The sequence below is a fragment of the Pseudomonas sp. SWRI111 genome (assembly GCF_014268555.1).
GTDB classification, from domain to species: Bacteria; Pseudomonadota; Gammaproteobacteria; order Pseudomonadales; family Pseudomonadaceae; genus Aquipseudomonas; species Aquipseudomonas hamedanensis.
Map to the genome: position 1 here is coordinate 205661 of NZ_JABWQQ010000002.1, position 22907 is coordinate 228567.

A 22907-nucleotide genomic window follows, 5' to 3' on the forward strand; every position below is an offset into this window, starting at 1 on the left:
ATGACCGCTTCACTCGCTGACTGGAAAGGCGTACCCGCCCCTTCCGCCACCCTGCTCGAGGGCCGCTTCATTCGTCTGGAAAAACTCGATCCGGCGCGTCATGCCGACGAACTGTACGCCGCCCTCGAAGGCCCCGGCGCTGATCCGAAACTCTGGGACTATCTGCCTTACGGCCCGTTCGCCCAGCGCAGTACGTTCAACGCCTGGCTGAACAACCACGCGGCCAACAGCGACCCGTATTTTTTCAGCGTCATCGACAACGCTACGGGTCAGGTGCAGGGCATTCTCAGCCTGATGTCGATTGTCCCGGCGCAGGGCCGTATCGAAATCGGCCACGTCACCTTCGGCGCACCGATGCAGCGTTCACCCAAAAGTACCGAGGCGGTGTATTTGTTGGCCAGGTACGCGTTCGAACTCGGCTACCGTCGGCTGGAATGGAAGTGCAACAACGGCAACGCCCGCTCCCGATACGCCGCCGAGCGTCTGGGCTTCAGCTTCGAAGGCGTGTTCCGTCAGCACATGGTGGTCAAGGGACAGAACCGCGATACGGCGTGGTTCTCGATGCTGGATTCGGAGTGGCCGGCGATCGGCGCAGGGTTTGAGCGTTGGCTGTCAGAGGCGAATCAGACCACGTCGGGGCAACTGAAAACCCTGGCCGAATGCCGTAGCTGAATCTGACAATACCCCACTGTGGGAGCGGGCTTGCTCGCGAAAGCGATGTGTCAGTCACTGCAAACACTGACTGAGCAGCCGCCTTCGCGAGCAAGCCCGCTCCCACATTTCGGATTTGTATTTGCTCAGCTACCGAGTTTTTGCGCCAGCACCGCAATATGTTCCGGCCCGATCCCGCAGCAGCCGCCCAGATGGCTGGCGCCGCGCTGTTGCCAGTCCAGCGCCCAGTGCAGATAACCTGGCGGATCGAGATCATCGCGCAACGGATCGAGTCCGTCGTTGGCCGTGGCTTCCTTGGGCTGTGGTGGAAAGGCGTTGGCGTAAGCGCCAATATTGATAGCCACCCCAAGACGCTGGAAAGTGTCGCGCGCCGCATCAATCGCCGCACCAATCACCTCCGGCTGGCTGCAATTGAACAGCAGCGTCTGCACACCCAGTTCCGCCGCCGCAGCAGCCGCTTCGGCCACAGGCTCACCGGAGCGCAAGCGCGGTACTTCATCGGTGTCTTCATCTTTGAGAGTGAACGACAGCCAGAATGGCTTGCCATCCTTCGGCAGACCGGCGTGGATGGCGCGCGCCTCGACGATCGAACTCTGGGTCTCCGCCAGCCATAGATCGACGTGGGGAGCCAGCCCCTGGACCAGCGGCGTCAGCAGCTCGGTCACGCGATCCGCTTCGAACAGGTCCGGACGGTACGAGCCAAACAGCGGCGGCAACGAGCCGGCCACTCGCACGGCTTTGCCCGACGCCTGCACCGCACGCTGCGCCAGCTCCCCGGCCAGCGCCGCCAGCGCCTGGCCTTCAGCGGCAAATCGTGCCTCGCCAATGTGAAACGGCACCACCGCATAGCTGTTGCTGGTGATCACGTTGGCACCACTGGCGATGTAGGCGGCATGCACGGCCTCGACCGCTTGCGGCGCCTCGCTCAGTGCCAATGCCGACCACTCGGGCTGGCGGAACGGCGCACCCGCGCGTTGCAACTCTCGGCCCATGCCGCCATCAAGAATGACCGTACCTGCTGCGCCCATATGCTTTTCACTCATATGCTTATGAAAATAACTCACTATCAGAGTCGTTCTTATAACTATTTAATACGCACCACTCGGTTAATAACAACCTCTTTTTTCAACAGGGATCGACTGTGAAATTCCAACCGCTATTGGCCCTGGGCCTGACGATACTGGCCGCCTCTACCCAAGCTTTCGGCGGCGCGACGCTGGATCGCATCGAGGCGAAAAAAGAGCTGGTCGGCGTGCTGATGGAAAGCTATCCGCCCTTCTCGTTTCTCAATGAGCAGAATCAACTCGACGGCTTCGACGTCGACGTGGCCAAAGCCGTGGCTGACAAACTCGGGGTCAAGTTGCGCCTCGAAACCCCGTCCTGGGACGTGATTGCCGCCGGCCGCTGGAGCGGGCGCTACGACATCTGCATTTGCTCGATGACCCCGAGTAAGGCCCGCGCCGAAGTGTTCGACTTCCCCGTCGAGTACTACGCCTCGCCAGCGGTAATCGTGGTCAACGCCAAGGATGAACGCATTCACAGCGCCAAAGACCTGAGCGGTATGAAAGTCGGCCTGACCAGCGCCTCCAGCTATGAAAGCTATCTGAACAAGAACCTGGTCATCGAAGGCGCCGAGGACACGCAACTGCAATATCCGTTCGAGGATGTGCAGATCGCGCCTTACGACACCGACAACGTCGCCTTCCAGGACCTCGGCCTAGGCGCCGGAGTGCGGCTGGATGCGATCCTCACCAACCTGGTCACCGCGCAGCCACGCCTGAATCAGGATCAGCGTTTCAAACTGGCCGGTGAACCGCTGTACTCGGAGCCAAACTCGGTGGCCATCGAAAAAGGTGATCCACAGTGGGACGGCAAAGTGCGCGAGGTGTTTGCCCAGCTCAAACAGGACGGCACGCTGAGCAAGCTTTCGCAGAAATGGATCGGCGCCGATATCAGCCGATGACTTCTTTTCCGCCCCCGCCACAGCCACCGCAACCGGTGGCTGAATCACGCCTGCAACGGCTGTTCGGCTTTCGCACCCGGCTGTACCTGACCTGGTTCGCGCTGTTCTGCCTGTTTGCCGGATTTTTTCTGAGCTTCGATCTGAAGTTCGCGATCATCCTCGACAAGCTGCCCAATCTCGTCGGTCTTAAACTGGCGCCTAATGGCTTTCTGCAAGGTGCAGCGCTGACGCTGTTCCTGTGTGCCTGCTCGATTGTCGCCTCGTCACTGCTGGGCTTTGTTACCGCTCTGGCACGTTTGTCGAACAGCGCCGTGGCGTTCGGCATCGCCAGTTTCTACACCTCGTTCTTTCGCGGCACGCCGTTGCTGATCCAGATCCTGCTGATCTACCTCGGCCTGCCGCAACTGGGCATCGTGCCCGGCGCGATTGTCGCCGGCATCATTGCCTTGTCGCTGAATTACGGCGCCTACCTGAGCGAAATCTTCCGCGCCGGCATCGTCGGGGTCGATCACGGCCAACGCGAAGCGTCGCTGGCGCTGGGCCTGCGCGAAAGTGTGATCTTCTGGCGCATCACCCTGCCCCAAGCGATGCGCACCATCATTCCGCCGACCACCAACCAGTTCATCTCGATGCTCAAGGACTCCTCGCTGATCTCGGTGATGGGCGTCTGGGAAGTGATGTTTCTCGCACAATCGTATGGCCGTTCGAGCTATCGCTACATCGAGATGCTGACCGCGGCAGCGATCATCTACTGGCTGATGTCGATCGGGCTGGAACTCATCCAGGCGCGGATGGAGCGGCACTACGGCAAGGCGTATGTGCGGCGCAGCTGAGGGGGGCGACGCGGTTCAAAGGTTGTCCCGGCGAATCCGCACAACGCCCATTTTCATGCCGAATGGGCGGAACACGGCGTTCAATGATTTCAGGGTCTGATTGCCTTCGCCGTGTTCGATATGTACCAGGGTGCGGACAGAGATCTTGCACATCCTCGCGAACTGGGTCTGATGCAAACCAGTGACTTCCACGCGCAAGCGGCGCACGGCGTCACCGATTTCCAGAGTGCCTTCGGCCAGTGCTTGCTGAATGCTCTCGATTAGTTCTATGCGCTCGGGAACGGTCAGATCCTTTGCTGATTTCAGTCTCTTCATGACTTCGACAGGATTTTGGGGAAACACGCAATGTAGTGCAGCTCGATCGCCGTTTTGGTGATTAAACTGCAACAAAATGCAGAGCGGAGCCGCTGAAGCTTCAATCGATGCAAAACAATGCAGATCGATTACCGATAAATGCCGCTCTGGAGCCCCTATCGGCTGTAGGAAAAAGAACAGGCGCCGCCGCGCAAAAGCTTTGTTTGCGAAATCCGGTGAGGATTTACTACAGAACGATCCGACGTCGGCTGCATGGCTACGGGAAGCGGCCGACAGCGCTTTTTGTGGTGCATCAATAGAGTTGGGGCCTCCATACAAGGAGGTTGAACTCGATGACCGCTCAATACGTATTCGCACCAAAACACTTGGCTCTGGCTATTTCGCTGGCAATGGGTTGCGTAGCACTGGCCAACGCCGAGCAATCCGCTGAAGGCACCGAGCCGCCCCCAAGCGTGGACGCGACCGAGGTGCCGGAAACAAGCCCTAAAGAAAAAGCCGTGCAACGACTTCAGGGCTTTCTCAGCGACGCGAGCACGGTCCCCATCACCTTCACAGCACCGGAAACCGCTTTCAACGGTACCGACGTCAACGACCTGATCATTCTCAAGGACGGCGCCAGCTTCACTGGCCGGCTGGATGGGGGTAAGGGCGATAACGTGCTGCTCCTGGATGCTGCGAACGGCGGCACGTTGAGCGACACGCGCAACTTCAATGGACTATTCATCGCCCAGGGCGACTGGACGCTGAGCCCAAAAGGTAGTTTTCAGGAAGGCGTGCTGGTAAACAGCGGCGGAGCCCTGACCAACCTTGGAAGCATCAAGGGTGATGTTTATATCCAGAAGGGCGGCGGCTTCGCAGGTAAAGGCACAGTGGGGAATCTTGAGGTCGACGGGTTGCTCACCGTCAATGAAGCCCTCGGCAGTCCGCGAGTGAAAGGCAATCTGCATTTGTCCCCCACTGCCGAACTGGCTTACGAGGTTACTCCCGGCGGCGCTCAGACAATCAAGGTCGATGGCACCGCCCAGCTGGAAGGCGCCACCCTGAAGATCGTTGCAGCTCCCGGCGAATATCCACAAAGCAGCCAATACAAAATCATTGAAGCGCGCGAGGTGAAAGGCCAGTTCGGCAGGATCGAGAACGATCTGGCGTTCATGACCGCCACAGCGCAATACAACAAGAAATCCGTCGGACTGACTTACGCTCGCAACGAGGTAGAGCTGCCGAGCGTTGCCACCACAGACAACGGCCGGGCAATTGCCGAAAGCATTATCGAAGCGCCGACAGCCCCTCTATCGCCGTCGCCATCAGCATCAGCATCAGCATCAGCATCAGCATCAGCATCAGCATTGGCATCGGCATCGGCACTGCCATCGGCAATACCGGCATCAGCGGTTGCATCGGCCCCCGCTGCAGGTCCCGTGGCCTCTTCATCAACCGCACCTCTGCCCTCGCCAATGCTTGACGAGACCGTCACCGCACAAATTGACGAGGCGCCCGAACAGCCAATCGTCGAGCTTGCGAAACCCGCTAACGCAGCCGTCGCTGCATTGCTAACCAGCGATAAAACCACTGCTCCCATTGCGCTGGAACAACTCGCCGCCGGCAGCAACGCCAACCTCGCCAAAGCCACGCTGAACAGCATCATGCCGGTCAGTGCGAGCATGCTCTCGGCGATGGGGCAACTGGACAACCGTTCCGGCGCAACTTACGGCTCGCGCAGCTCACCTCGCCAAGCGGCGGGCGGCGAAGATTCCGGTCGGGTCTGGATTCAGGCGCTGGGCCATGGCGGCAAAGTTGATCGCAACGTCGACACCACCCTCAAGCACGCCACCCAAGGCTTGGTCATGGGCGCCGACTGGCGGCTCGACGAGCAATGGCATGTCGGCCTGCTCGGCGGCAAATCACAGACGCAGCTCGATGCCCGTCAATACGATGGTGATCTCGACAGCTGGCATCTCGGCGCCTACGCCGTGCGCCAGGACGGCCCGTTGTCTCTGCGCCTCGGCGCCATCTACGCACGCCATGACGGCAGCAGCACACGGCGGGTCGCCTTCAAGGGTTTCAGTGATCGCCTCAAAGGCAACTACGACGCCAATACTCAACAGGCGTTTGCCGAGGCCGGGTTCAATCTGGGCCGCGACCATCTGACCCTCGAGCCTTTCGCCAGCCTGGGTTATCAGCGCTATCAGCGCGACACCTACAGCGAAAAGGGCGGCGATGCGGCGCTGAAAGTCTATGGCCAGACCCGTGACAATTTCAGCAGCACCTTCGGCCTGCGGGTTGCGAAGATCAATTCGCTGGATAACGGCATGCACTTGACCCCACGGCTGAGCGCGGGCTGGAAACACACCTTCGGCGAGATCGAAAGCGATACCCGTCAGCAACTGCTCAACGGCGGCAAGCGTTTCGAGGTGGCCGGTGCCGCGCTGGATCGAAACAGTCTGTCCATGGAGGCGGGGCTGGATCTCGGACTGTCGGCGGCGCACACCCTTGGTGTAGCGTTAACCGGCGAAATGGGCAATGACAGCCGAACGTATGGCGTGGCAGGTCAGTGGCGCATGGCGTTCTGACAGGCTGAACATTCTCCCTGTGGGAGCGAGCCTGCTCGCGAAAGCGGTAAGTCATTCAGCAATGATGTTGGCTGATCCGACGCATTCGCGAGCAGGCTCGCTCCCACATTGGATCTCCTGCAATGGCCTGCAAAGTCGAAAAATCGCAGGCAAAAAAAAGGGGAGCACATGCTCCCCCGAGGTTTAAAGCGTTGGATCGCGGCGGTTATCTCAGCCTTCGATCTCGATAAGGATTTCGCCCGGATTGACCCGGTCACCCTTGGCCACATGGATCGCGGCGACCTTGCCGGCAATGGCGGCCTGGACTTCGGTTTCCATCTTCATGGCTTCAGTGATCAATACAGCCTGGCCAGCCTTGACGGTGTCACCCTCCTTGACCAGCACATCGACGATGTTGCCCGGCATGGTGGTGCTGACGTGGCCCGGTGCCGAAGCCTGTTTGCGTTTGCTGCTGCCCCCGCCGACAAATTCGTTGAGTGGCTCGAACACCACTTCTTCCGGCATGCCGTCGATGGACAGATAGAAGTGACGCTTGCCTTCGGCCTTGACGCCGACACCGGTGATGTCGACGCGGTAGGTTTCGCCGTGGACGTCGATGACGAACTCGGTCGGCACGCCTTCACCGCCCACCGAGGCAACCGCGCCCGCTTCCGGAATCGGCAGCAGCACTTCCGGGGTAAGGGTGCCGGCAGCGCGCTCTTCGAGGAACTTGCGGCCGATGTCCGGGAACATGGCGAAGGTCAGCACATCTTCTTCGGACTTGGCCAGTGCACCGATGTCGGCACGCAGCTTGGTCATTTCCGGTTTGAGCAGGTCCGCCGGACGCACGTCGATGACGTCTTCGCTGCCGATCGCCTGACGGCGCAGCTTCTCGTTGACCACACCCGGCGCCTTGCCGTAGCCGCCCTGCAAATAGAGCTTCACTTCGTTGGTGATGGTCTTGTACCGCTCACCGGCCAGCACGTTGAAGAACGCCTGGGTGCCGACAATCTGCGAAGTCGGGGTCACCAGCGGCGGGAAGCCGAGGTCTTCACGCACGCGCGGGATCTCCGCGAGCACTTCAGCCATACGGTTCAGGGCGCCCTGTTCTTTCAACTGGTTGGCGAGGTTGGAGATCATCCCGCCCGGCACCTGGTTGACTTGCACGCGGGTATCGACGGCAGTGAACTCGCTTTCGAACTGATGGTACTTCTTGCGCACCGCATAGAAGTACAGACCGATTTCCTGCAGCAGTTCCAGATTGAGACCGGTGTCGTACTCGGTGCCCTTGAGCGCGGCGACCATCGATTCGGTGCCCGGATGGCTGGTGCCGGAAGCGAAGCTGGAGATTGCGGTGTCGATGTGATCGGCACCGTTTTCGATCGCTTTAAGCTGACACATGGCCGCCAGGCCAGCGGTGTCGTGGGAGTGGATGAACACTGGCAGCGACTGTTCGGCTTTCAACGCGCGCACCAGTTCACCGGTGGCGTATGGCGTCAGCAAGCCGGCCATGTCCTTGATCGCCACCGAATCGCAACCCATGGATTCCATTTGCCTGGCCTGCGCCACGAAGGCATCGATGGTGTGCACCGGGCTGGTGGTGTAAGCGATGGTGCCTTGCGCATGTTTGCCGGCCGCCTTCACCGCTTCGATCGCTACACGCAGGTTACGCACATCGTTCATGGCATCGAAGATGCGGAATACATCGATGCCATTCACCGCGGCTTTGGCGACGAAGGCCTTGACCACGTCGTCGCTGTAATGGCGATAACCGAGCAGGTTCTGCCCGCGCAGCAGCATCTGCAGGCGTGTGTTGGGCAGCGCCGCACGCAGTTGGCGAAGACGCTCCCACGGGTCTTCCTTGAGGAAGCGCACGCAAGCGTCGAACGTCGCGCCGCCCCAGCATTCCAGCGACCAGTAGCCGACCTTGTCGAGCTTGTCGCAGATCGGCAGCATGTCTTCGGTGCGCATGCGGGTGGCGAGCAGCGATTGGTGGGCGTCGCGCAGGATGGTGTCTGTTACGAAGATCTTCTTGCTCATTCGGGTATTCCTCACAGGCCTGCGTGGGCGGCGATGGCGGCGGCGATGGCCAGGGCCAGCTCTTCGGGTTTGCGCTTGATCGAGTAGTTGGTCAGTTCCGGGTGGCTTTCAACAAAGCTGGTGTTGAACTGGCCGCTGCGGAATTCCGGGTTGCGCAGGATTTCCTGGTAGTACGCGGCGGTGGTTTTCACACCTTGCAGACGCATGTCGTCGAGGGCGCGCAGGCCACGGTCCATCGCCTCTTCCCAGGTCAGTGCCCAGACCACCAGCTTCAGGCACATCGAGTCGTAGAACGGCGGAATGGTGTAGCCGGTGTAGATCGCCGTGTCGGTGCGCACGCCCGGACCGCCGGGAGCGTAGTAGCGGGTGATCTTGCCGAAGCTTGGCAGGAAATTGTTCTTCGGATCCTCGGCATTGATGCGGAATTGCAACGCGAAACCACGGTGCTGGATGTCTTCCTGCTTGACCGACAGCGGCAAGCCGGAGGCGATGCGGATCTGCTCGCGGACGATGTCGATGCCGGTGATTTCTTCGGTGATGGTGTGTTCCACCTGCACCCGGGTGTTCATCTCCATGAAGTACACCTCGCCCTCGGCGAGCAGGAACTCCACGGTACCGGCATTTTCGTAACCCACCGCCTTGGCCGCCCGCACCGACAGGTCACCGATGTAGGCGCGCTGTTCCGGAGTCAGTTGCGGACTCGGTGCGATTTCAATGAGCTTCTGGTTGCGCCGCTGGATCGAGCAGTCACGCTCGAACAGGTGCACGACGTTGCCGAAGCCGTCGCCGAGAATCTGCGCTTCGATGTGCTTGGGATTGACGATGCATTTTTCCAGAAACACTTCCGCTGAACCGAACGCCTTGGTGGCCTCGGAAATCACCCGGGGAAAGTTCTGTTCGAGTTCTTCGCGACTGTTGCAGCGGCGGATACCACGGCCGCCGCCACCGGAAGTGGCCTTGAGCATCACCGGGTAACCGATGCGGTCGCCTTCGATCAGCGCCTCCTCGATACCGGCAACATTGCCTTCGGTACCAGGCGTCACCGGTACGCCGGCCTTGATCATGCTGCGGCGCGCTTCGGTTTTGTCGCCCATGCGCCGGATGACTTCCGCCGACGGGCCGATGAATTTGATACCACGCTCGGCGCAGATTTCCGCGAGTTCGGCGTTCTCCGACAGGAAACCGTAGCCGGGGTGCAGCGCATCGCAGCCGGTTTCCACCGCCAGGTTCACCAGCTTGCGCGGGTTCAGGTAGCCGGCCAGCGGCTCGGCACCGACACTGTGGGCCTCGTCCGCACGCTTTACATGCAAGGCATGGCGATCGGCGTCGGAGAAAATCGCTACCGAGCGAATGCCCATTTCGGCGCAGGCTCGTACGATTCGTACGGCAATCTCACCACGGTTGGCGATCAGGATCTTTTTTATCACTTGGAGGTTCCCTTGAGCCGGTGGCACCACGACCTGCTAGACCCAGGTCGACGCGTGACCAAATGTTTCAATTCAGTCGCAGGCCCACACTAGCGCTCACAAGGGATTAACAAAAATGAATAAAAATTGGGTCAGGCATAAGTAAACACTTATAGTTGAAGCATCCGCTTGTGCCAAGAGCCAGAATAATATGCGTAAGTCATTGATGCGTATGACGTTGCGTCAGTTGCAGATCTTCAATGAAGTGTGCGATTTACGCTCTTACAGCCGCGCCGCCGAAGAAATGTCGTTGACCCAACCGGCCGTCAGCCTACAGATTCGTCAGCTCGAAGAGCTGATCGGCCAGCCATTGTTCGATTATGTCGGCAAAAAACTCTACATGACCGAGGCCGCCGAAGCCCTCCAGCGCGCCAGCCGTGACATTTTCGGGCGGCTGGAAAACCTCGATATGCAGTTGTCGGATATGCAGGGCTCGCTGCAGGGTCAGCTGAAACTGGCGGTGGAATCCAGCGCCAAATACTTCGTGCCGCACCTGTTCGCCGCTTTCAAGCGCCAGCATCCGGAAGTGAACCTGCAACTGACAGTGGTCAACCGTGGCCAGGTGATCCGGCGTCTGTCGGACAACCGCGACGATCTGGTGATCATGTCGATGGTGCCGCAGGACATGGGCCTGGAATTTCTGCCGTTTCTCAACAACCCGATTGTCGCCGTGGCCCGTCCCGATCATCCGCTGGCACACATGGGCCCGCTGCGTTTACAGGACCTTGAGCCCTACACGCTGTTGATCCGCGAGTCTGGCTCAGGCACGCGACTGGCGTGCGAAGAGTATTTCAAGGAAAAGCGCGTGCATTTCACCCAGACCCAGGAAGTGGCCTCGGCCGAAGCTCAGCGCGAATGCGTACTGGCGGGTCTGGGCCTGGCGCTGTTGACGCGCCACGCCCTGAACCTGGAGCTGGCGACCGGCGGGCTGGTCGAGCTGCCGGTCGAAGAGTTGCCGCTGCTGCGCAGTTGGTGCCTGGTGCAGGCAAAAGCCAAACGGCTGTCACCGGTGGCACACGCCTTTCTGGCGTTTATCCGCAGCGAGCGCGCGCAGATCAGCGCGTTGGTTGAGCGTTTCGACGGGAAGCTGCGGGCGCTGCCTGCCAGTGAGTGATTTCGGGAAAATCGCCGATTTCGGCCTGAAGCTGGCGAAGTTCGAAGCGATCTTCAATCGCGCGGCGAAATTCCATGCGGCGCTGGTCTTCCTGCTGACGGCGGGTTTTCGCGGCGCTGTTGCGTTCTTCGTAGGGCTGAGCCATTTCGAGTCTCCCAAGGCGATGACGGGAGTTTCACGATAGGCAGACAGGATGACGGTTTGGCTGCGCCGGGGTTACAGACTGATGAAAGTTTCGCAAATGTGCGGTGTGGTTGAGGACGCCTTCGCGAGCAGGCTCGCTCCCACATTTGATCTCGACATGATATGGAAATTTGTGTTCACAGGGAGATCCCCTGTGGGAGCGAGCCTGCTCGCGATCAAGGTCGGAACGACCTTGTGATGACATCAGTCATCCAAGGCTTTCACGGCTTTGGGCGACAAGCGCAAACTGCGCAAACTGCGCTTCACACTCTTGAGGTGATTGACCAGACTCGGCCCGCGCGCCATTGCCACGCCCATCGCCAGCACGTCGATCACCACCAGGTGGGCAATCCGCGAAGTCAGTGGCGTATAGATCTCGGTGTCTTCGTGGACATCGATCGCCAGGTTCACGGTCGACAATTCCGCCAACGGCGTCTGGCTCGGGCAAAGGGTGATCAACGACGCTCCGCTTTCACGCACCAGATTGGCGGTAATCAGCAAATCCTTGGAGCGCCCCGACTGGGAAATACAAATCGCTACATCGGTCGGCTTCAAGGTCACGGCCGACATCGCCTGCATGTGCGGATCGGAATACGCCGCCGCTGTCAGCAGCAAGCGGAAGAACTTGTGCTGCGCATCCGCCGCCACCGCACCCGAGGCACCAAATCCATAGAATTCGACCCGCTGGGCCTGGGACATCAGCGTTACCGCACGCTGCAGCTCCACCGGATCGAGCTTCTCGCGAACCTCCATCAAGGTGTGCAGCGTGGTGTCGAAAATCTTCAGGCTGTAATCGGCGACAGAGTCGTCTTCGTGGATCGCGAACTGGCCGAAGCTGGCCCCGGCCGCGAGGCTTTGCGCCAGTTTCAGTTTCAGATCCTGAAAGCCCGAGCAACCGATGGCGCGACAGAAACGCACGATGGTCGGCTCACTGATACCCACGCTGTGGGCCAGATCGGCCATGGAACTGTGCATCACGGCCGCAGGGTCAAGCAGCACGTGGTCGGCGACCTTGAGCTCCGACTTGCGTAACAGGTGACGTGACTGGGCGATGTGTTGCAGCAGATTCAAGGGGCTGGACTCTTCTTATGGGCAGGGATGTAGCATGCTTGTAGTTATACTACATGAATTGGCATTTTGCCTGCTCAATGCGTAACTCGATGTCCCCGAATCAGGCATGATCAAGTGCATGTAGCCCTTAAAACGGATTGAGTTGTTCACGCAAAATCCCGGCCAGCCCAGCGGCCTCCACGGGACGGCTGATCAGATAGCCTTGCACTTCATCGCAGCCTTCGGCGCGCAGAAACGCCAGCTGATCTTCGCGTTCGACGCCTTCGGCCACCACTTTCAACGACAGCCCGTGGGCCATGGCAATGATCGCCCGGGTGATTGCCGCGTCCTCGCTGCCCTGGCCCAGACCGCGGATAAAAGCCTGATCGATCTTCACGTAATCCACCGGAATCCGCTTGAGGTAGCTCAAGGACGAATAACCGGTGCCGAAGTCGTCGATGGCCAGTTTCACCCCCAGCTCACGCAATTGCCGGAACGTCGCAATGATGTGCTCGACGCTGTCGAGCAAGTGACTTTCAGTCAGCTCCAGTTCGAGGTAGTGCGGCGCCAGACCGGTTTCCTCCAGGACCTGACGCACCAGGCTGACCAGCTTGCCCTGACGCAGTTGATGCACCGACAGGTTCACCGATACGCGGATCGGCGCCAGCCCCTCGCGCTGCCATTGGCACGCCTGCCAGCAAGCCTGACGCAGGACGAACTCGCCAATCGGCCCGATCAGCCCGGTTTCCTCGGCCAGCCCGATAAAGTCCGCCGGCGGGACCTGACCCAGCGTCGGATGGTCCCAACGCACCAGCGCTTCGGCGGCATTCATGCGCCCGGTGGCCAGGCACAACTTCGGCTGATAGAACACCTTGAGGTGTCGGTCTTCAATGGCTTTGCGCAACTGATTCTCCAGTTGCAGACGCTCCAGCGTGCTCGCTTGCAGACTGTCGGTGTAGAACTGGAAATTGTTACCGCCCAAATGCTTGGCATGTTGCATGGCCATGTTCGACTGACTGACCAGTGCGGCAATTTCCCGCGCGTTGTCCGGCAACAGGCTAATGCCCATCGAGGCGCTGACCACCAATTCATGCCCGTCGACGCTGAGTGGCAGACGCAACTTGGCCGATAACCGCGTCGCCACCCGAGCCAGACTGGAAAGATTGCCGTAAGCATCGAACAGCACCGCAAACTCGTCGCCGGACAAGCGAGCGATGGTGTCGGCCTCGGGCAACGCGTTAACCAGTCGACGGGCCATTTTTTGCAGCAACTGGTCAGCGATTTCGTGGCCCAGACTGTCATTGAGCAACTTGAAACGATCCAGGTTGATGTGCAGCAGCGCCAGACTGCGCCGCCCGCCCTGCCGAACCCGCTGATGGGCTTCGTGCAGGCGCTCGCGGAACAGCGAACGGTTGGCAAGGCCGGTGAGTTCGTCGTAGTGGGTCAGGTAGCGCATCCGCTCTTCGGACTCGCGCCGAGCCGAGAGATCAGCGAAAAAGCCGACGATATGGCTGACATTGCCTCGGCTGCCGCGCACGGCATTGAGTTGCAGCCATTGGGGATACAACTCACCGTTTTTGCGCGTTTCCACCAGTTCGCCCTGCCAAGTGCCATGCTGGTCCAGCGCGTGGCGGATCGCGACGTAGTGACGGCGGGCATCGCGACTGCACGGCAGCTCGACGACGTTGCGCCCGAGCATGTCGTCGATTTCATAGCCGGTGACGCGGCTGAAGGCCTGATTGATCGCAATCAGCGCGTAATCCGGGTCCAGAATCACGATGCCTTCGCTGGCTGCCTCGAATACCGTGGCTGCCAGCCGCTGCTGCTCTTCCAGGCTTTTGCTGGCGCTGATATCGCGACGGGTGCCGACCATGCGCATCACCCGACCGCTGTCGCTGCGCTCCACGGCACGACCGCGGTCTTCGATCCACACCCAGTGGCCGTCGCCATGGCGCAGGCGGTATTCGACTTGATAGTCCTCCGTGCGCCCCTTCAGATGTTCGACCAGCGCGAACTTGAGTGACGGCACGTCTTCGGGGTGCAGTCGCGGTTTGAGGTCGCGCAGCAGCGCCGTGACGTATTCCGGGGCAAGGCCGAACAGTTCCTGAATCTGCGTGTGATGAACTTCGTCGGTTTGCAGGTTCCAGTCCCACAGCCCGAGTTCGCTGGCCTTGAGTGCCAGTGCCAGCCGCGCTTCGCTTTTGCTCAAGGCCTGGTTGGCGGCATCGAGTTCACGGCTGCGCTGGGCCACGCGGTCTTCGAGATCGACCTGCGCTTTACGCAACTGCGCTTCTGCACAACGGCGCTGTTCGATCTCCTTGCCGAGTTCCTGGTTGAGCTGTTCGCTGCGCGTTTGCGCTTGCTGCAAATGCTCGATCAGGTGTTGATTCTGGAAACGCCGCAGCAATCCGCGATCGATCAGTCGATTGACCTGCCACGCCACCACACTCAGCGAGCCGAGCAGAATCAAGCCGAGCCAGCCCCAGCCACGCGCCTGATCGTCGCCGCCCCAGAACAGATAACCGATCGCCGGCAGCAGGCACGGCAAGGTAAACGACAGGAATGCCGGCAGACTCACCGCATAGGCGACGCTGGCCGACAGGGTCGCCGCGCCGATCAGGCCGAAAACCCAGGCTTGCTGGATAAAATTGTCCGCAGGCACCAAGGCGATGCCGGCACCGGCCAGGGTCAGGCCAGTCAAGGTCGAGCCGAGCAGGAACATGCGAAACCAGATTGGCTGGGCCTGGCGTTCGGGGATCGCCGAATCGAACGCGGCCACCTGTATCACCCGCAATGCGACGAGCGACAGCAACCACACCAGCCAGACACTGACCACGAAGTAGCGCTGCGGGCTCCAGAGCAAAGCGGCGCAAATCAGACCATTGATCAACATGAACAGCGTGGGCAGCAGCGAGCCCTGATACAGCAGTCGCGTACGCTCCACCGCCATTTCGACGGCATAGTGCTTGCGGATCACCCGGGATTCCACGAAGGGGCCCGACAGTTCGGCGCTGAGGGTCATGGGCAACGTTCTTGTTCTTATAAGGAAGGGCCTGCGCCCGAAACGTGGACGGAGCATACACAAGGCGATCCCGTTGCCAAACTGCTGCAGATCAGAATTTGCGCGAAATTTCCCGCTGCCCAGGCACCGCTTCAACCCCTCAAGCGAGACGGGCCGAAGCCTGCAGCCAGTGACCGACCGGTCGTCATCGAAGGCGCTTTCATCGGCTAATGCAAAGCTCGGTTTGCCCGGGCCTGCGGCGCACCCTAGAATGCCCGGATGCGCGATGATCTCTCCCTTCTGCTGAACTCCCTCAACGATGCCCAACGCCAGGCCGTAGCGGCCCCCGTTGGCCGTCAGTTGGTCCTGGCCGGTGCCGGCTCCGGTAAAACCCGAGTGCTGGTGCACCGTATCGCCTGGTTGATCCAGGTCGAAAACGCCTCGCCTCACTCCATTCTGTCGGTGACCTTCACCAACAAGGCCGCTGCCGAGATGCGTCACCGCATCGAGCAGTTGCTGGGCATCAACCCGGCCGGCATGTGGGTCGGCACCTTCCACGGCCTCGCGCACCGCCTGCTGCGGGCACACTGGCAGGAAGCGGGCCTGAGCCAGACCTTCCAGATTCTCGACAGCGACGACCAGCAACGCCTGGTCAAGCGGGTGATCCGCGAGCTGGGCCTGGACGAGCAGCGCTGGCCGGCCCGTCAGGCCCAGTGGTTCATCAACGGACAGAAAGACGAAGGTCTGCGTCCACAGCACATTCAGGCCAGCGGCGACTTGTACCTGGCGACCATGCGCGGCATTTACGAAGCCTACGAGGCAGCGTGCCTGCGTGCCGGCGTGATCGACTTCTCCGAACTGCTGCTGCGCGCCCTCGACCTGTGGCGTGACCACCCCGGCCTGCTCGCGCATTATCAGAAGCGCTTCCGGCATATTCTGGTCGACGAGTTCCAGGACACCAACGCCGTGCAGTACGCCTGGTTGCGCCTGCTCGGCAAGGGCGGCGACAGCCTGATGGTGGTCGGCGACGACGATCAGTCGATTTACGGCTGGCGCGGCGCGAAGATCGAGAACATCCATCAGTATTCGTCTGACTTCCCGGACTCCGAGACCATTCGCCTGGAGCAGAATTACCGCTCCACCGCCGGCATCCTGAAAGCCGCCAACGCCCTGATCGCCAACAACACCGGGCGCCTGGGCAAAGAGTTGTGGACCGACGGCGGCGATGGCGAAGCGATCAACCTGTACGCCGCGTTCAACGAACACGACGAAGCGCGCTACGTGGTCGAAACCATCGAAAGCGCGCTGAAAACCGGTCTGGCCCGTAGCGACATTGCGATTCTGTACCGCTCCAACGCCCAATCACGCGTTCTCGAAGAAGCCCTGCTGCGCGAGCGCATTCCGTACCGCATCTATGGCGGTCAGCGCTTCTTCGAACGGGCGGAAATCAAAAACGCCATGGCCTACCTGCGCCTGCTCGAAGGTCGCGGCAACGATGCGGCGCTGGAGCGGGTAATCAACGTGCCGGCCCGTGGCATCGGCGAGAAAACCGTCGAAGCGATCCGCGAACATGCGCGCCACAGCGACGTGTCGATGTGGGAAGCGATGCGCCAGCTGGTCGCCAACAAAGGCCTGACCGGACGCGCGGCGGGCGCCCTCGGCGCCTTTATCGAGCTGATCGAAAACCTCGCCGCCAAGTGTGCCGAGATGCCGCTGCACCTGATGACCCAGACCGTTATCGAGCAGTCCGGCCTGATCGCCTACCACGAAGCGGAAAAAGGCGAGAAAGGCCAGGCCCGGGTGGAAAACCTCGAGGAACTGGTCAGCGCCGCGCGCAACTTCGAGAACACCGAAGAAGATGAAGAGCTGACACCGCTGGCCGCGTTCCTCGGCCACGCTTCGCTGGAGGCCGGCGACACCCAGGCCGACGAACACGAAGACAGCATTCAACTGATGACCCTGCACAGCGCCAAAGGGCTGGAGTTCCCTTACGTGTTCCTGGTGGGCATGGAAGAAGGTCTGTTCCCGCACAAGATGAGCCTGGAAGAACCGGGTCGCCTTGAGGAAGAGCGGCGCCTGGCCTACGTGGGCATCACCCGGGCCATGCAGAACCTGGTCATGACCTATGCGGAGACCCGCCGTTTATACGGCAGTGAAACCTACAACAAGGTCTCGCGTTTCGTACGCGAAGTGCCGAAAGGCCTGATTCAGGAAGTTCGTTTGTCGAACAGTGTCAGCCGCCCGTTCGGCGGCAACCAGTCGATGAGCGGCAGCAACCTGTTCAGTGGCAGCGAGATCCCGGAAACCGGCTTCAGCCTCGGTCAGACCGTGCGCCACTCGATCTTCGGCGATGGCGTGATCCTCAACTTCGAAGGCTCCGGTGCCCAGGCGCGGGTGCAGGTGAACTTCAGTGAAGGCAGCAAGTGGCTGATGCTCGGCTACGCCAAGCTGGAAGCCATTTGACGTAGATTTTGCCTTTCTGTGGGAGCGAGCCTGCTCGCGAATGAAAACACCGCGGTTGATCTGATTAACCGCGGTGTGGCTTTCGCGAGCAGGCTCGCTCCCACAGGGTTCAGTGCTCTGACCAAAAATCTCTCTGAACCAATCGTCTTTTCCTACAGCCAAAAGTACATCGGCCGATTGCCTCGCCAAGCTGAACGCAACCTGTCAGGCAAAAGCCCGAAACACTCTCTCGCTAGCCAGTAACACTTCAGCTGTGCAACATGACGCGCGAGTCTCCACAAAACGGGAATACCTTTTATGAAACGTTTTCTTAGCATCGCCATGGCGTTGTGCATCGGCCTGACGATGAGCCTCGACGCCAACGCCAAGCGCTTTGGTGGTGGCAAAAGCGCCGGCGCTGCGCCGACGCACCAGACCAGCCAGATGGCTCCTTCTTCTCCAGGCGTGGGCGGCGCCGCCGCAACCGCGGGTGCTGCCGGTGCCGCAGGCGCTGCGGCCAAGGCCGGCGGTGCCTCGAAATGGCTTGGCCCGCTGGCCGGTATCGCCGCCGGTGGCCTGCTCGCCTCCATGTTCATGGGCGGCGGCTTCCAGGGCATGCAGATTTTCGACATCCTGATCATGGCCCTGATCGCGTTCGTGATCTTCCGCTTCATCGCCGCCCGTCGTCGCAAGCAGCAGGAGCAATTGGCTCCGGCCGGCGCGCCGATGCAGCGTGAAGTGTTCGAGCAGAAGCCTGCCGGTATGGGTTCGATCTTCGGTGGTTCGGCCGCGCCTGCTGCCGCCCGCCCAGTGATCAACGCACCGGCGTGGTTCAACGAGCAGAACTTCCTTGAAGCCGCGCGTAGCCACTTCCAGTCGCTGCAGCAGCACTGGGACGCCAACGAAATGGACAAGATCGCCGAGTTCGTGACCCCGCAAATGCTCGACTTCCTCAAGCGTGAGCGTGCGGACCTGGGCGAGGGCTTCCAGTCGACTTACATCGACAACCTGCAGGTGCAACTGGACGGCGTCGACGATCGTGCCGACAAGACCATCGCCACCCTGACCTTCACCGGCGTTTCGAAAACTTCGCGTTTCGACCAGGGCGAAGTGTTCAGCGAGAGCTGGAACATGGAACGTCCGCAGGGCGAGAACCAGCCTTGGCTGGTGGCCGGTATCCGCCAGAACGGCTGATCCCTTCCTGCGCTTCCTTGTGGTAACAGACCCCGGCCCAGGCCGGGGTTTTTCATTTCACGGTTGCATCTATAGCGAGCTACTGTATAAACCGGCCCATATGAACCGCGCCATTCAGCAAGAGGATCCCGGACGTGGAAGAAATCATCGAACAACTGCGCGAAGCCAACGAACCCGTGCCGGTTCCGCTGGAGTTGCCTGACGAAGACCTGCTGGTGGAAATCGAAGAACAACTGTTCATCGATATCCCGTTTGTTTTCAGGGAGTTTTTGCTGACGGTCAGCGATGTGGTGTACGGCAGCCTGGAACCGGTGACGGTCACCGACCCGCAATCACACACTTACCTGCCGGACGTCGCCGCCAATGCCTGGGATGCCGGTGTCGATCGCAGCCTGATCCCTATCTGCCAGGACGGCGACGATTACTACTGTGTCGAAGAAGACGGCACTGTGGTGTTGTGGCAGGCCGAGGAAGAGCTGATTGCCGAAGAGACCTGGGAATCGGTCTGGCACTGGGCGCGGGACGTCTGGCTGGAAAGCTGATTCGCCTGACGCCCCGAGTGGTCAATGCCCCGACGACTCCTTGTGGTTGTCGAGGGTTTCCAGCAAGGCCACCTGCATCCGCGTATGCACACGGATGAACCAGCGCCAAAGCAGCGCCGCCACGGCGGCCGCGACCACGGCAATCAGCACCAGCAACTTGTTGGTCGGCAGGATACTGGCCGACAAGGCTGCCAACAGCAGGAAAATCACCAGCAGCGAGAGGATCGGAATCACTTCGGCGATCACCCGGCGCACTCGCTGCGTGTGACGCCCGGCCATTTCCGGCTTGACGCCCATCTCCGCCAATAGCATCGACAGCGCCTTGAGCTTGCGGTACGCAGCTATCAGGAACGGCAGCGATACCAGCAGCGCCCCGCCCCAGATCAATGCCTTCTGCCAGCTCGGGTCGCCAATCCAGTCTTGCAGCCACAGCGACATGCGCTCGGCGAAATACGCGCCGGCAAAGAAGATCGCAATCACCAGCGCCAGATTCACCCCGACCTGCAAAAGAATCCGCCGGATCATCGACGCCAGCATCGCGCCCTCGCCTTGCGGCTGAATGCTGCGCAACCATTCGCCGTACATGCCCAGCACGCGGCCAAGACGCTTGGGCACGACGGCAGACAGCTTGATCGACAGCGGATCCGCCGCCCGGATCAGGTATGGCGTCAGCAGCGTGGTGATCACCGACACAGCCACGGCGACCGGATAAAGAAAATTGCTGGTGACCTGCAAAGTCATGCCCAGCGCGGCGATGATGAAGGAGAACTCGCCGATTTGGGACAGACCCATGCCAACCCGCAGTGAGGTACGTCCGTCATTGCCGGCGATAAACGCGCCGAGGCCGCAGGACAACATCTTGCCGAGCACCACAGCCACGGTGATTACCGCGATCGGCCAGGCATATTCGATGAGGATCAGCGGATCGAGCATCAGGCCGATCGCGACAAAGAAAATCGCGCTGAACAGGTCGCGAACCGGCTCGACCAGCCGTTCGATCTTCAGCAGTTGCCGCGACTCGGCCATGATCGCGCCGATCAGGAAGGCGCCGAGGACCATGCTGTATTCGAGCTTGACCACCAGCAGGCAGAAGCCGAAACACAGGCCGAGCACGGTGATCAGCAGCATCTCGTTGCTGTCGAATTTCGCCACGTAGGCCAGCAGGCGCGGCACCAGAAGGATGCCGATGACCAGCGCGACAATCATGAACAGCGACAGCTTGCCGACTGTGGAAAAGACCTCGCCCGAACTCACTGTGCCGCTGACGGCAATGCTCGACAGCAAGGCGATGATGCCGATGCCGAGGATGTCTTCAACGATCAGCACGCCGAAGATCAACTGGGCAAAGCGCTCGTTCTTCATCTTCAGATCATTGAGAGCCTTGACGATGATGGTCGTCGAGGAAATCGCCAGGATCGCGCCGAGGAACAGCGAGTCCATGGTGTTCCAGTCGAACCAGCGGCCGATTTCGTAACCGATCCAGATCATCAGGATGATTTCGAGAAACGCCGCGATAAACGCCGTGGCGCCGACCTTGAACAGCTTGCGCAGGCTGAACTCCAGGCCGAGGCAGAACATCAGGAATATCACCCCGAGCTCGGCGAGGGTCTTGATGGTTTCTTCGTCGTGGATCAGGCCGAACGGCGGCGTGTGTGGGCCGATGATGAAGCCGGCGACGATGTAGCCAAGCACCACCGGCTGCTTGAAACGATGAAACAACACGGTCACCACGCCTGCGAGCAACATGATCACTGCCAGATCCTGAATGAAACTGATGGCATGCATGGCGTGGGCTCCTTGATCACGAGGCTCACGGACAGACGTCAGAACGGTCTGCGCGAGCAGGGTAAAAATCCGCTTTTGGTGTGGGAATTGCCCTTGGGCAGGGCTTTTGCAGGTTAACACCGCGACTTCCGTCTGGAAGCCGGTGCAATATATGGAAACAGATCGACACCCCGCGTGACGGCGACCCGTCGCCCGGCGTCCCGATAACGGTGCTTTTTGAAAAGCGACCAGGCGCCCGCAGAGGTGCTTCCAGCAATCAGCCTTGATCCGTGAGAACGTTATGGAACCCGGAAACGCCCAGCTGTCGATGACGGTACTGATGACCCCCGACATGGCCAACTTCTCTGGCAATGTCCACGGCGGCACCCTGCTCAAATACCTCGACGAAGTGGCCTACGCCTGCGCGAGCCGCTATGCGGGCCGCTATGTGGTGACCCTGTCGGTGGATCAGGTGATTTTCCGCGAGCCGATCCATGTCGGCGAACTGGTGACCTTCCTCGCCTCGGTCAACTACACCGGCAATACCTCGATGGAGGTCGGCATCAAGGTGGTGACCGAGAACATCCGCGAACGCTCGGTGCGTCACACCAACAGTTGTTTCTTCACCATGGTCGCGGTCGATGACCAGCGCAAGCCTGCCCCGGTACCGCCGCTGCAACCGCAGAACAGCGAAGACAAGCGCCGCTACATGCAGGCGCAGCAGCGTCGGCAGATTCGTCAGGAACTGGAGAAGCGTTATCAGGAGATCAAGGGCGACGCTTGATCAGACGCTGGATTGATGCCGGCTGATAGATAGCTTTCGCGAGCAGGCTCGCTCCCACAGGTGGAACACACTCCAAATGTGGGAGCGAGCCTGCTCGCGAATAAAGACGACTCGGTGTTACAGACTGATCGCTGTCGCTTCGAACTTTACCCGCGGATGCGCTATCCGGTCCTGCGCCCGCACCAGTTGCAACTCATAACTGGCGCACGCCTGAGTTTCCAGCAGCACCTCGTGCACCGCCGCTGCAGTGAACTCGAACGCCGCCAGCAGGCTGTCGCCGAGCAGCACCCGCGCCAGAAACAGGCCGGACGTCAGGTCGCCAACACCCACCGGCTGACGCGGAAACGCCAGCAATGGGCGGCGCAGATGCCAACTGCCCTCAGCCGTCACCAGCAGCATCTCGAAGCCATCCGCCGGTTTGCCCGGGTAGTCCAGATGCTTGACCAGCACTGCCTTCGGCCCACGCGCCAGCAGCGCTCGCGCCATCGCCAGGCAATCGAACAGCGACTGCGGCTTGCGCCCGGAAAAGCTGTCCAGCTCCAGTTGGTTCGGACACAGGATATCCGCCACTGCCGCCGCTTCGTCCAGCAGGAAATCGCTGACCTCGGTCGGCACGCTGCAGCCCTTCTCGGGATGACCCATCACTGGGTCACACAAGTAGAGCATTTTCGGATTGACCGATTTGATACGCGCTACGCCGCTGAGAATTGCCCGGCCCTGGGCAGCGCTGCCCAGATAACCCGACAGTACCGCATCGCAGTTGCCCAGTTCGCCAATCGCGGCGATGCCTTCGATCAGCTGGGGAATCTGCTGCGGTGCCAACACTTCCCCGGCCCACTGACCATACTGAGTGTGATTGGAAAACTGCACGGTATTGAGCGGCCAGACGTTGACCCCGACCCGCTGCATCGGAAAAACCGCTGCGCTGTTGCCGGCGTGGCCGAACACCACATGGGACTGGATGGCGAGCAGATGAGGCGTACGTTTCATTCGGG

At 60.5% G+C, this 22907-nt stretch carries 18 protein-coding genes; 9 read left to right on the forward strand and 9 right to left on the reverse strand.

The annotated features are described in order from the left end of the window. Entirely contained in the window at positions 1-672 is a 672-nt protein-coding gene (locus HU755_RS04470) for a GNAT family N-acetyltransferase (protein ID WP_186630740.1), read from the forward strand. 125 nt (positions 673-797) lie between these two features. Here the strand turns inward: HU755_RS04470 and HU755_RS04475 are convergent, their stop codons facing one another. After that, on the reverse strand, positions 798-1700 hold the full coding sequence (locus HU755_RS04475) for a homocysteine S-methyltransferase family protein (RefSeq protein ID WP_186630741.1): 903 nt from the start codon (positions 1698-1700) through the stop codon (positions 798-800). A 113-nt stretch (positions 1701-1813) separates the two neighbouring features. Between HU755_RS04475 and HU755_RS04480 the strand changes: the two genes are divergently transcribed. Beyond that, a complete protein-coding gene (locus tag HU755_RS04480; RefSeq protein ID WP_186630742.1) occupies positions 1814-2635 on the forward strand; it encodes a transporter substrate-binding domain-containing protein in 822 nt (273 codons plus the stop codon). Then, a complete protein-coding gene (locus HU755_RS04485) occupies positions 2632-3468 on the forward strand; it encodes an amino acid ABC transporter permease (protein WP_186630743.1) in 837 nt (278 codons plus the stop codon). The genes HU755_RS04480 and HU755_RS04485 overlap by 4 nt, the downstream gene beginning before the upstream one ends. Positions 3469-3483: 15 nt before the next feature. On the opposite strand, the gene HU755_RS04490 is transcribed toward HU755_RS04485, so the two are convergent. Next, positions 3484-3783 carry a helix-turn-helix transcriptional regulator gene (locus HU755_RS04490; RefSeq protein WP_186630865.1) on the reverse strand — a complete coding sequence of 100 codons (300 nt, stop codon included), beginning with the start codon at positions 3781-3783 and terminating at the stop codon, positions 3484-3486. Positions 3784-4115: 332 nt separating this feature from the next. Between HU755_RS04490 and HU755_RS04495 the strand changes: the two genes are divergently transcribed. After that, entirely contained in the window at positions 4116-6353 is a 2238-nt protein-coding gene (locus HU755_RS04495; protein WP_186630744.1) for an autotransporter outer membrane beta-barrel domain-containing protein, read from the forward strand. Positions 6354-6563: 210 nt separating this feature from the next. Here the strand turns inward: HU755_RS04495 and oadA are convergent, their stop codons facing one another. Continuing rightward, positions 6564-8372, reverse strand: a complete 1809-nt coding sequence (oadA, locus tag HU755_RS04500; protein WP_186546155.1) for a sodium-extruding oxaloacetate decarboxylase subunit alpha — start codon at positions 8370-8372, stop codon at positions 6564-6566. Positions 8373-8383: 11 nt separating this feature from the next. Then, positions 8384-9799 (reverse strand): acetyl-CoA carboxylase biotin carboxylase subunit, encoded by a 1416-nt coding sequence (locus HU755_RS04505; protein ID WP_186630745.1) that lies wholly within the window; start codon positions 9797-9799, stop codon positions 8384-8386. 190 nt (positions 9800-9989) lie between these two features. Between HU755_RS04505 and HU755_RS04510 the strand changes: the two genes are divergently transcribed. Continuing rightward, a complete protein-coding gene (locus HU755_RS04510; RefSeq protein ID WP_186630746.1) occupies positions 9990-10952 on the forward strand; it encodes a LysR family transcriptional regulator in 963 nt (320 codons plus the stop codon). Here the strand turns inward: HU755_RS04510 and HU755_RS04515 are convergent. From HU755_RS04515 to HU755_RS04525, 3 genes are all read right to left on the reverse strand, one after another. After that, complete coding sequence (locus HU755_RS04515) at positions 10894-11097, reverse strand: PA3496 family putative envelope integrity protein (protein WP_186546158.1); 204 nt, start codon at positions 11095-11097, stop codon at positions 10894-10896. The two genes, HU755_RS04510 and HU755_RS04515, sit on opposite strands and share 59 nt — an antisense overlap. A 242-nt stretch (positions 11098-11339) precedes the next feature. Continuing rightward, positions 11340-12206, reverse strand: a complete 867-nt coding sequence (gene hexR / locus HU755_RS04520) for a transcriptional regulator HexR (RefSeq protein ID WP_007962240.1) — start codon at positions 12204-12206, stop codon at positions 11340-11342. A gap of 127 nt (positions 12207-12333) precedes the next feature. Further along, on the reverse strand, positions 12334-15207 hold the full coding sequence (locus HU755_RS04525; RefSeq protein WP_186630747.1) for a GGDEF domain-containing phosphodiesterase: 2874 nt from the start codon (positions 15205-15207) through the stop codon (positions 12334-12336). 258 nt (positions 15208-15465) lie between these two features. Here HU755_RS04525 and uvrD point away from each other — a divergent pair, with 258 nt between their 5' ends. The 3 genes from uvrD (at position 15466) to HU755_RS04540 (ending at position 19364) form a co-directional block, all read left to right on the forward strand. After that, a complete protein-coding gene (gene uvrD / locus HU755_RS04530; RefSeq protein WP_186618803.1) occupies positions 15466-17649 on the forward strand; it encodes a DNA helicase II in 2184 nt (727 codons plus the stop codon). Positions 17650-17946: 297 nt separating this feature from the next. After that, positions 17947-18822 (forward strand): Tim44 domain-containing protein, encoded by an 876-nt coding sequence (locus HU755_RS04535; protein WP_186630748.1) that lies wholly within the window; start codon positions 17947-17949, stop codon positions 18820-18822. Between the two features lie 134 nt (positions 18823-18956). After that, a complete protein-coding gene (locus tag HU755_RS04540) occupies positions 18957-19364 on the forward strand; it encodes an SMI1/KNR4 family protein (RefSeq protein ID WP_003187120.1) in 408 nt (135 codons plus the stop codon). A gap of 21 nt (positions 19365-19385) precedes the next feature. On the opposite strand, the gene HU755_RS04545 is transcribed toward HU755_RS04540, so the two are convergent. Further along, positions 19386-21149 (reverse strand): cation:proton antiporter, encoded by a 1764-nt coding sequence (locus HU755_RS04545; protein WP_186630749.1) that lies wholly within the window; start codon positions 21147-21149, stop codon positions 19386-19388. Between the two features lie 280 nt (positions 21150-21429). Between HU755_RS04545 and HU755_RS04550 the strand changes: the two genes are divergently transcribed. Next, on the forward strand, positions 21430-21912 hold the full coding sequence (locus tag HU755_RS04550) for an acyl-CoA thioesterase (protein ID WP_041073853.1): 483 nt from the start codon (positions 21430-21432) through the stop codon (positions 21910-21912). Positions 21913-22029: 117 nt separating this feature from the next. Here the strand turns inward: HU755_RS04550 and pdxY are convergent, their stop codons facing one another. Next, the gene (gene pdxY, locus HU755_RS04555; protein ID WP_186630750.1) at positions 22030-22902 is read right to left on the reverse strand and encodes a pyridoxal kinase PdxY; all 873 of its coding nucleotides are present in this window, start codon (positions 22900-22902) and stop codon (positions 22030-22032) included. Between the last annotated feature and the right edge of the window lie 5 nt (positions 22903-22907).

Coding starts and splice junctions, on each gene's coding strand:
- HU755_RS04470 (WP_186630740.1), top strand. CDS start 1: ATGACCGCTTCACTCGCTGACTGGAAAGGCGTACCCGCCCCTTCCGCC.
- HU755_RS04475 (WP_186630741.1), bottom strand. CDS start 1,700: ATGGGCGCAGCAGGTACGGTCATTCTTGATGGCGGCATGGGCCGAGAG.
- HU755_RS04485 (WP_186630743.1), top strand. CDS start 2,632: ATGACTTCTTTTCCGCCCCCGCCACAGCCACCGCAACCGGTGGCTGAA.
- HU755_RS04490 (WP_186630865.1), bottom strand. CDS start 3,783: ATGAAGAGACTGAAATCAGCAAAGGATCTGACCGTTCCCGAGCGCATA.
- HU755_RS04495 (WP_186630744.1), top strand. CDS start 4,116: ATGACCGCTCAATACGTATTCGCACCAAAACACTTGGCTCTGGCTATT.
- oadA (WP_186546155.1), bottom strand. CDS start 8,372: ATGAGCAAGAAGATCTTCGTAACAGACACCATCCTGCGCGACGCCCAC.
- HU755_RS04510 (WP_186630746.1), top strand. CDS start 9,990: ATGCGTAAGTCATTGATGCGTATGACGTTGCGTCAGTTGCAGATCTTC.
- HU755_RS04515 (WP_186546158.1), bottom strand. CDS start 11,097: ATGGCTCAGCCCTACGAAGAACGCAACAGCGCCGCGAAAACCCGCCGT.
- HU755_RS04525 (WP_186630747.1), bottom strand. CDS start 15,207: ATGACCCTCAGCGCCGAACTGTCGGGCCCCTTCGTGGAATCCCGGGTG.
- uvrD (WP_186618803.1), top strand. CDS start 15,466: ATGCGCGATGATCTCTCCCTTCTGCTGAACTCCCTCAACGATGCCCAA.
- HU755_RS04535 (WP_186630748.1), top strand. CDS start 17,947: ATGAAACGTTTTCTTAGCATCGCCATGGCGTTGTGCATCGGCCTGACG.
- HU755_RS04545 (WP_186630749.1), bottom strand. CDS start 21,149: ATGCATGCCATCAGTTTCATTCAGGATCTGGCAGTGATCATGTTGCTC.
- HU755_RS04550 (WP_041073853.1), top strand. CDS start 21,430: ATGGAACCCGGAAACGCCCAGCTGTCGATGACGGTACTGATGACCCCC.
- pdxY (WP_186630750.1), bottom strand. CDS start 22,902: ATGAAACGTACGCCTCATCTGCTCGCCATCCAGTCCCATGTGGTGTTC.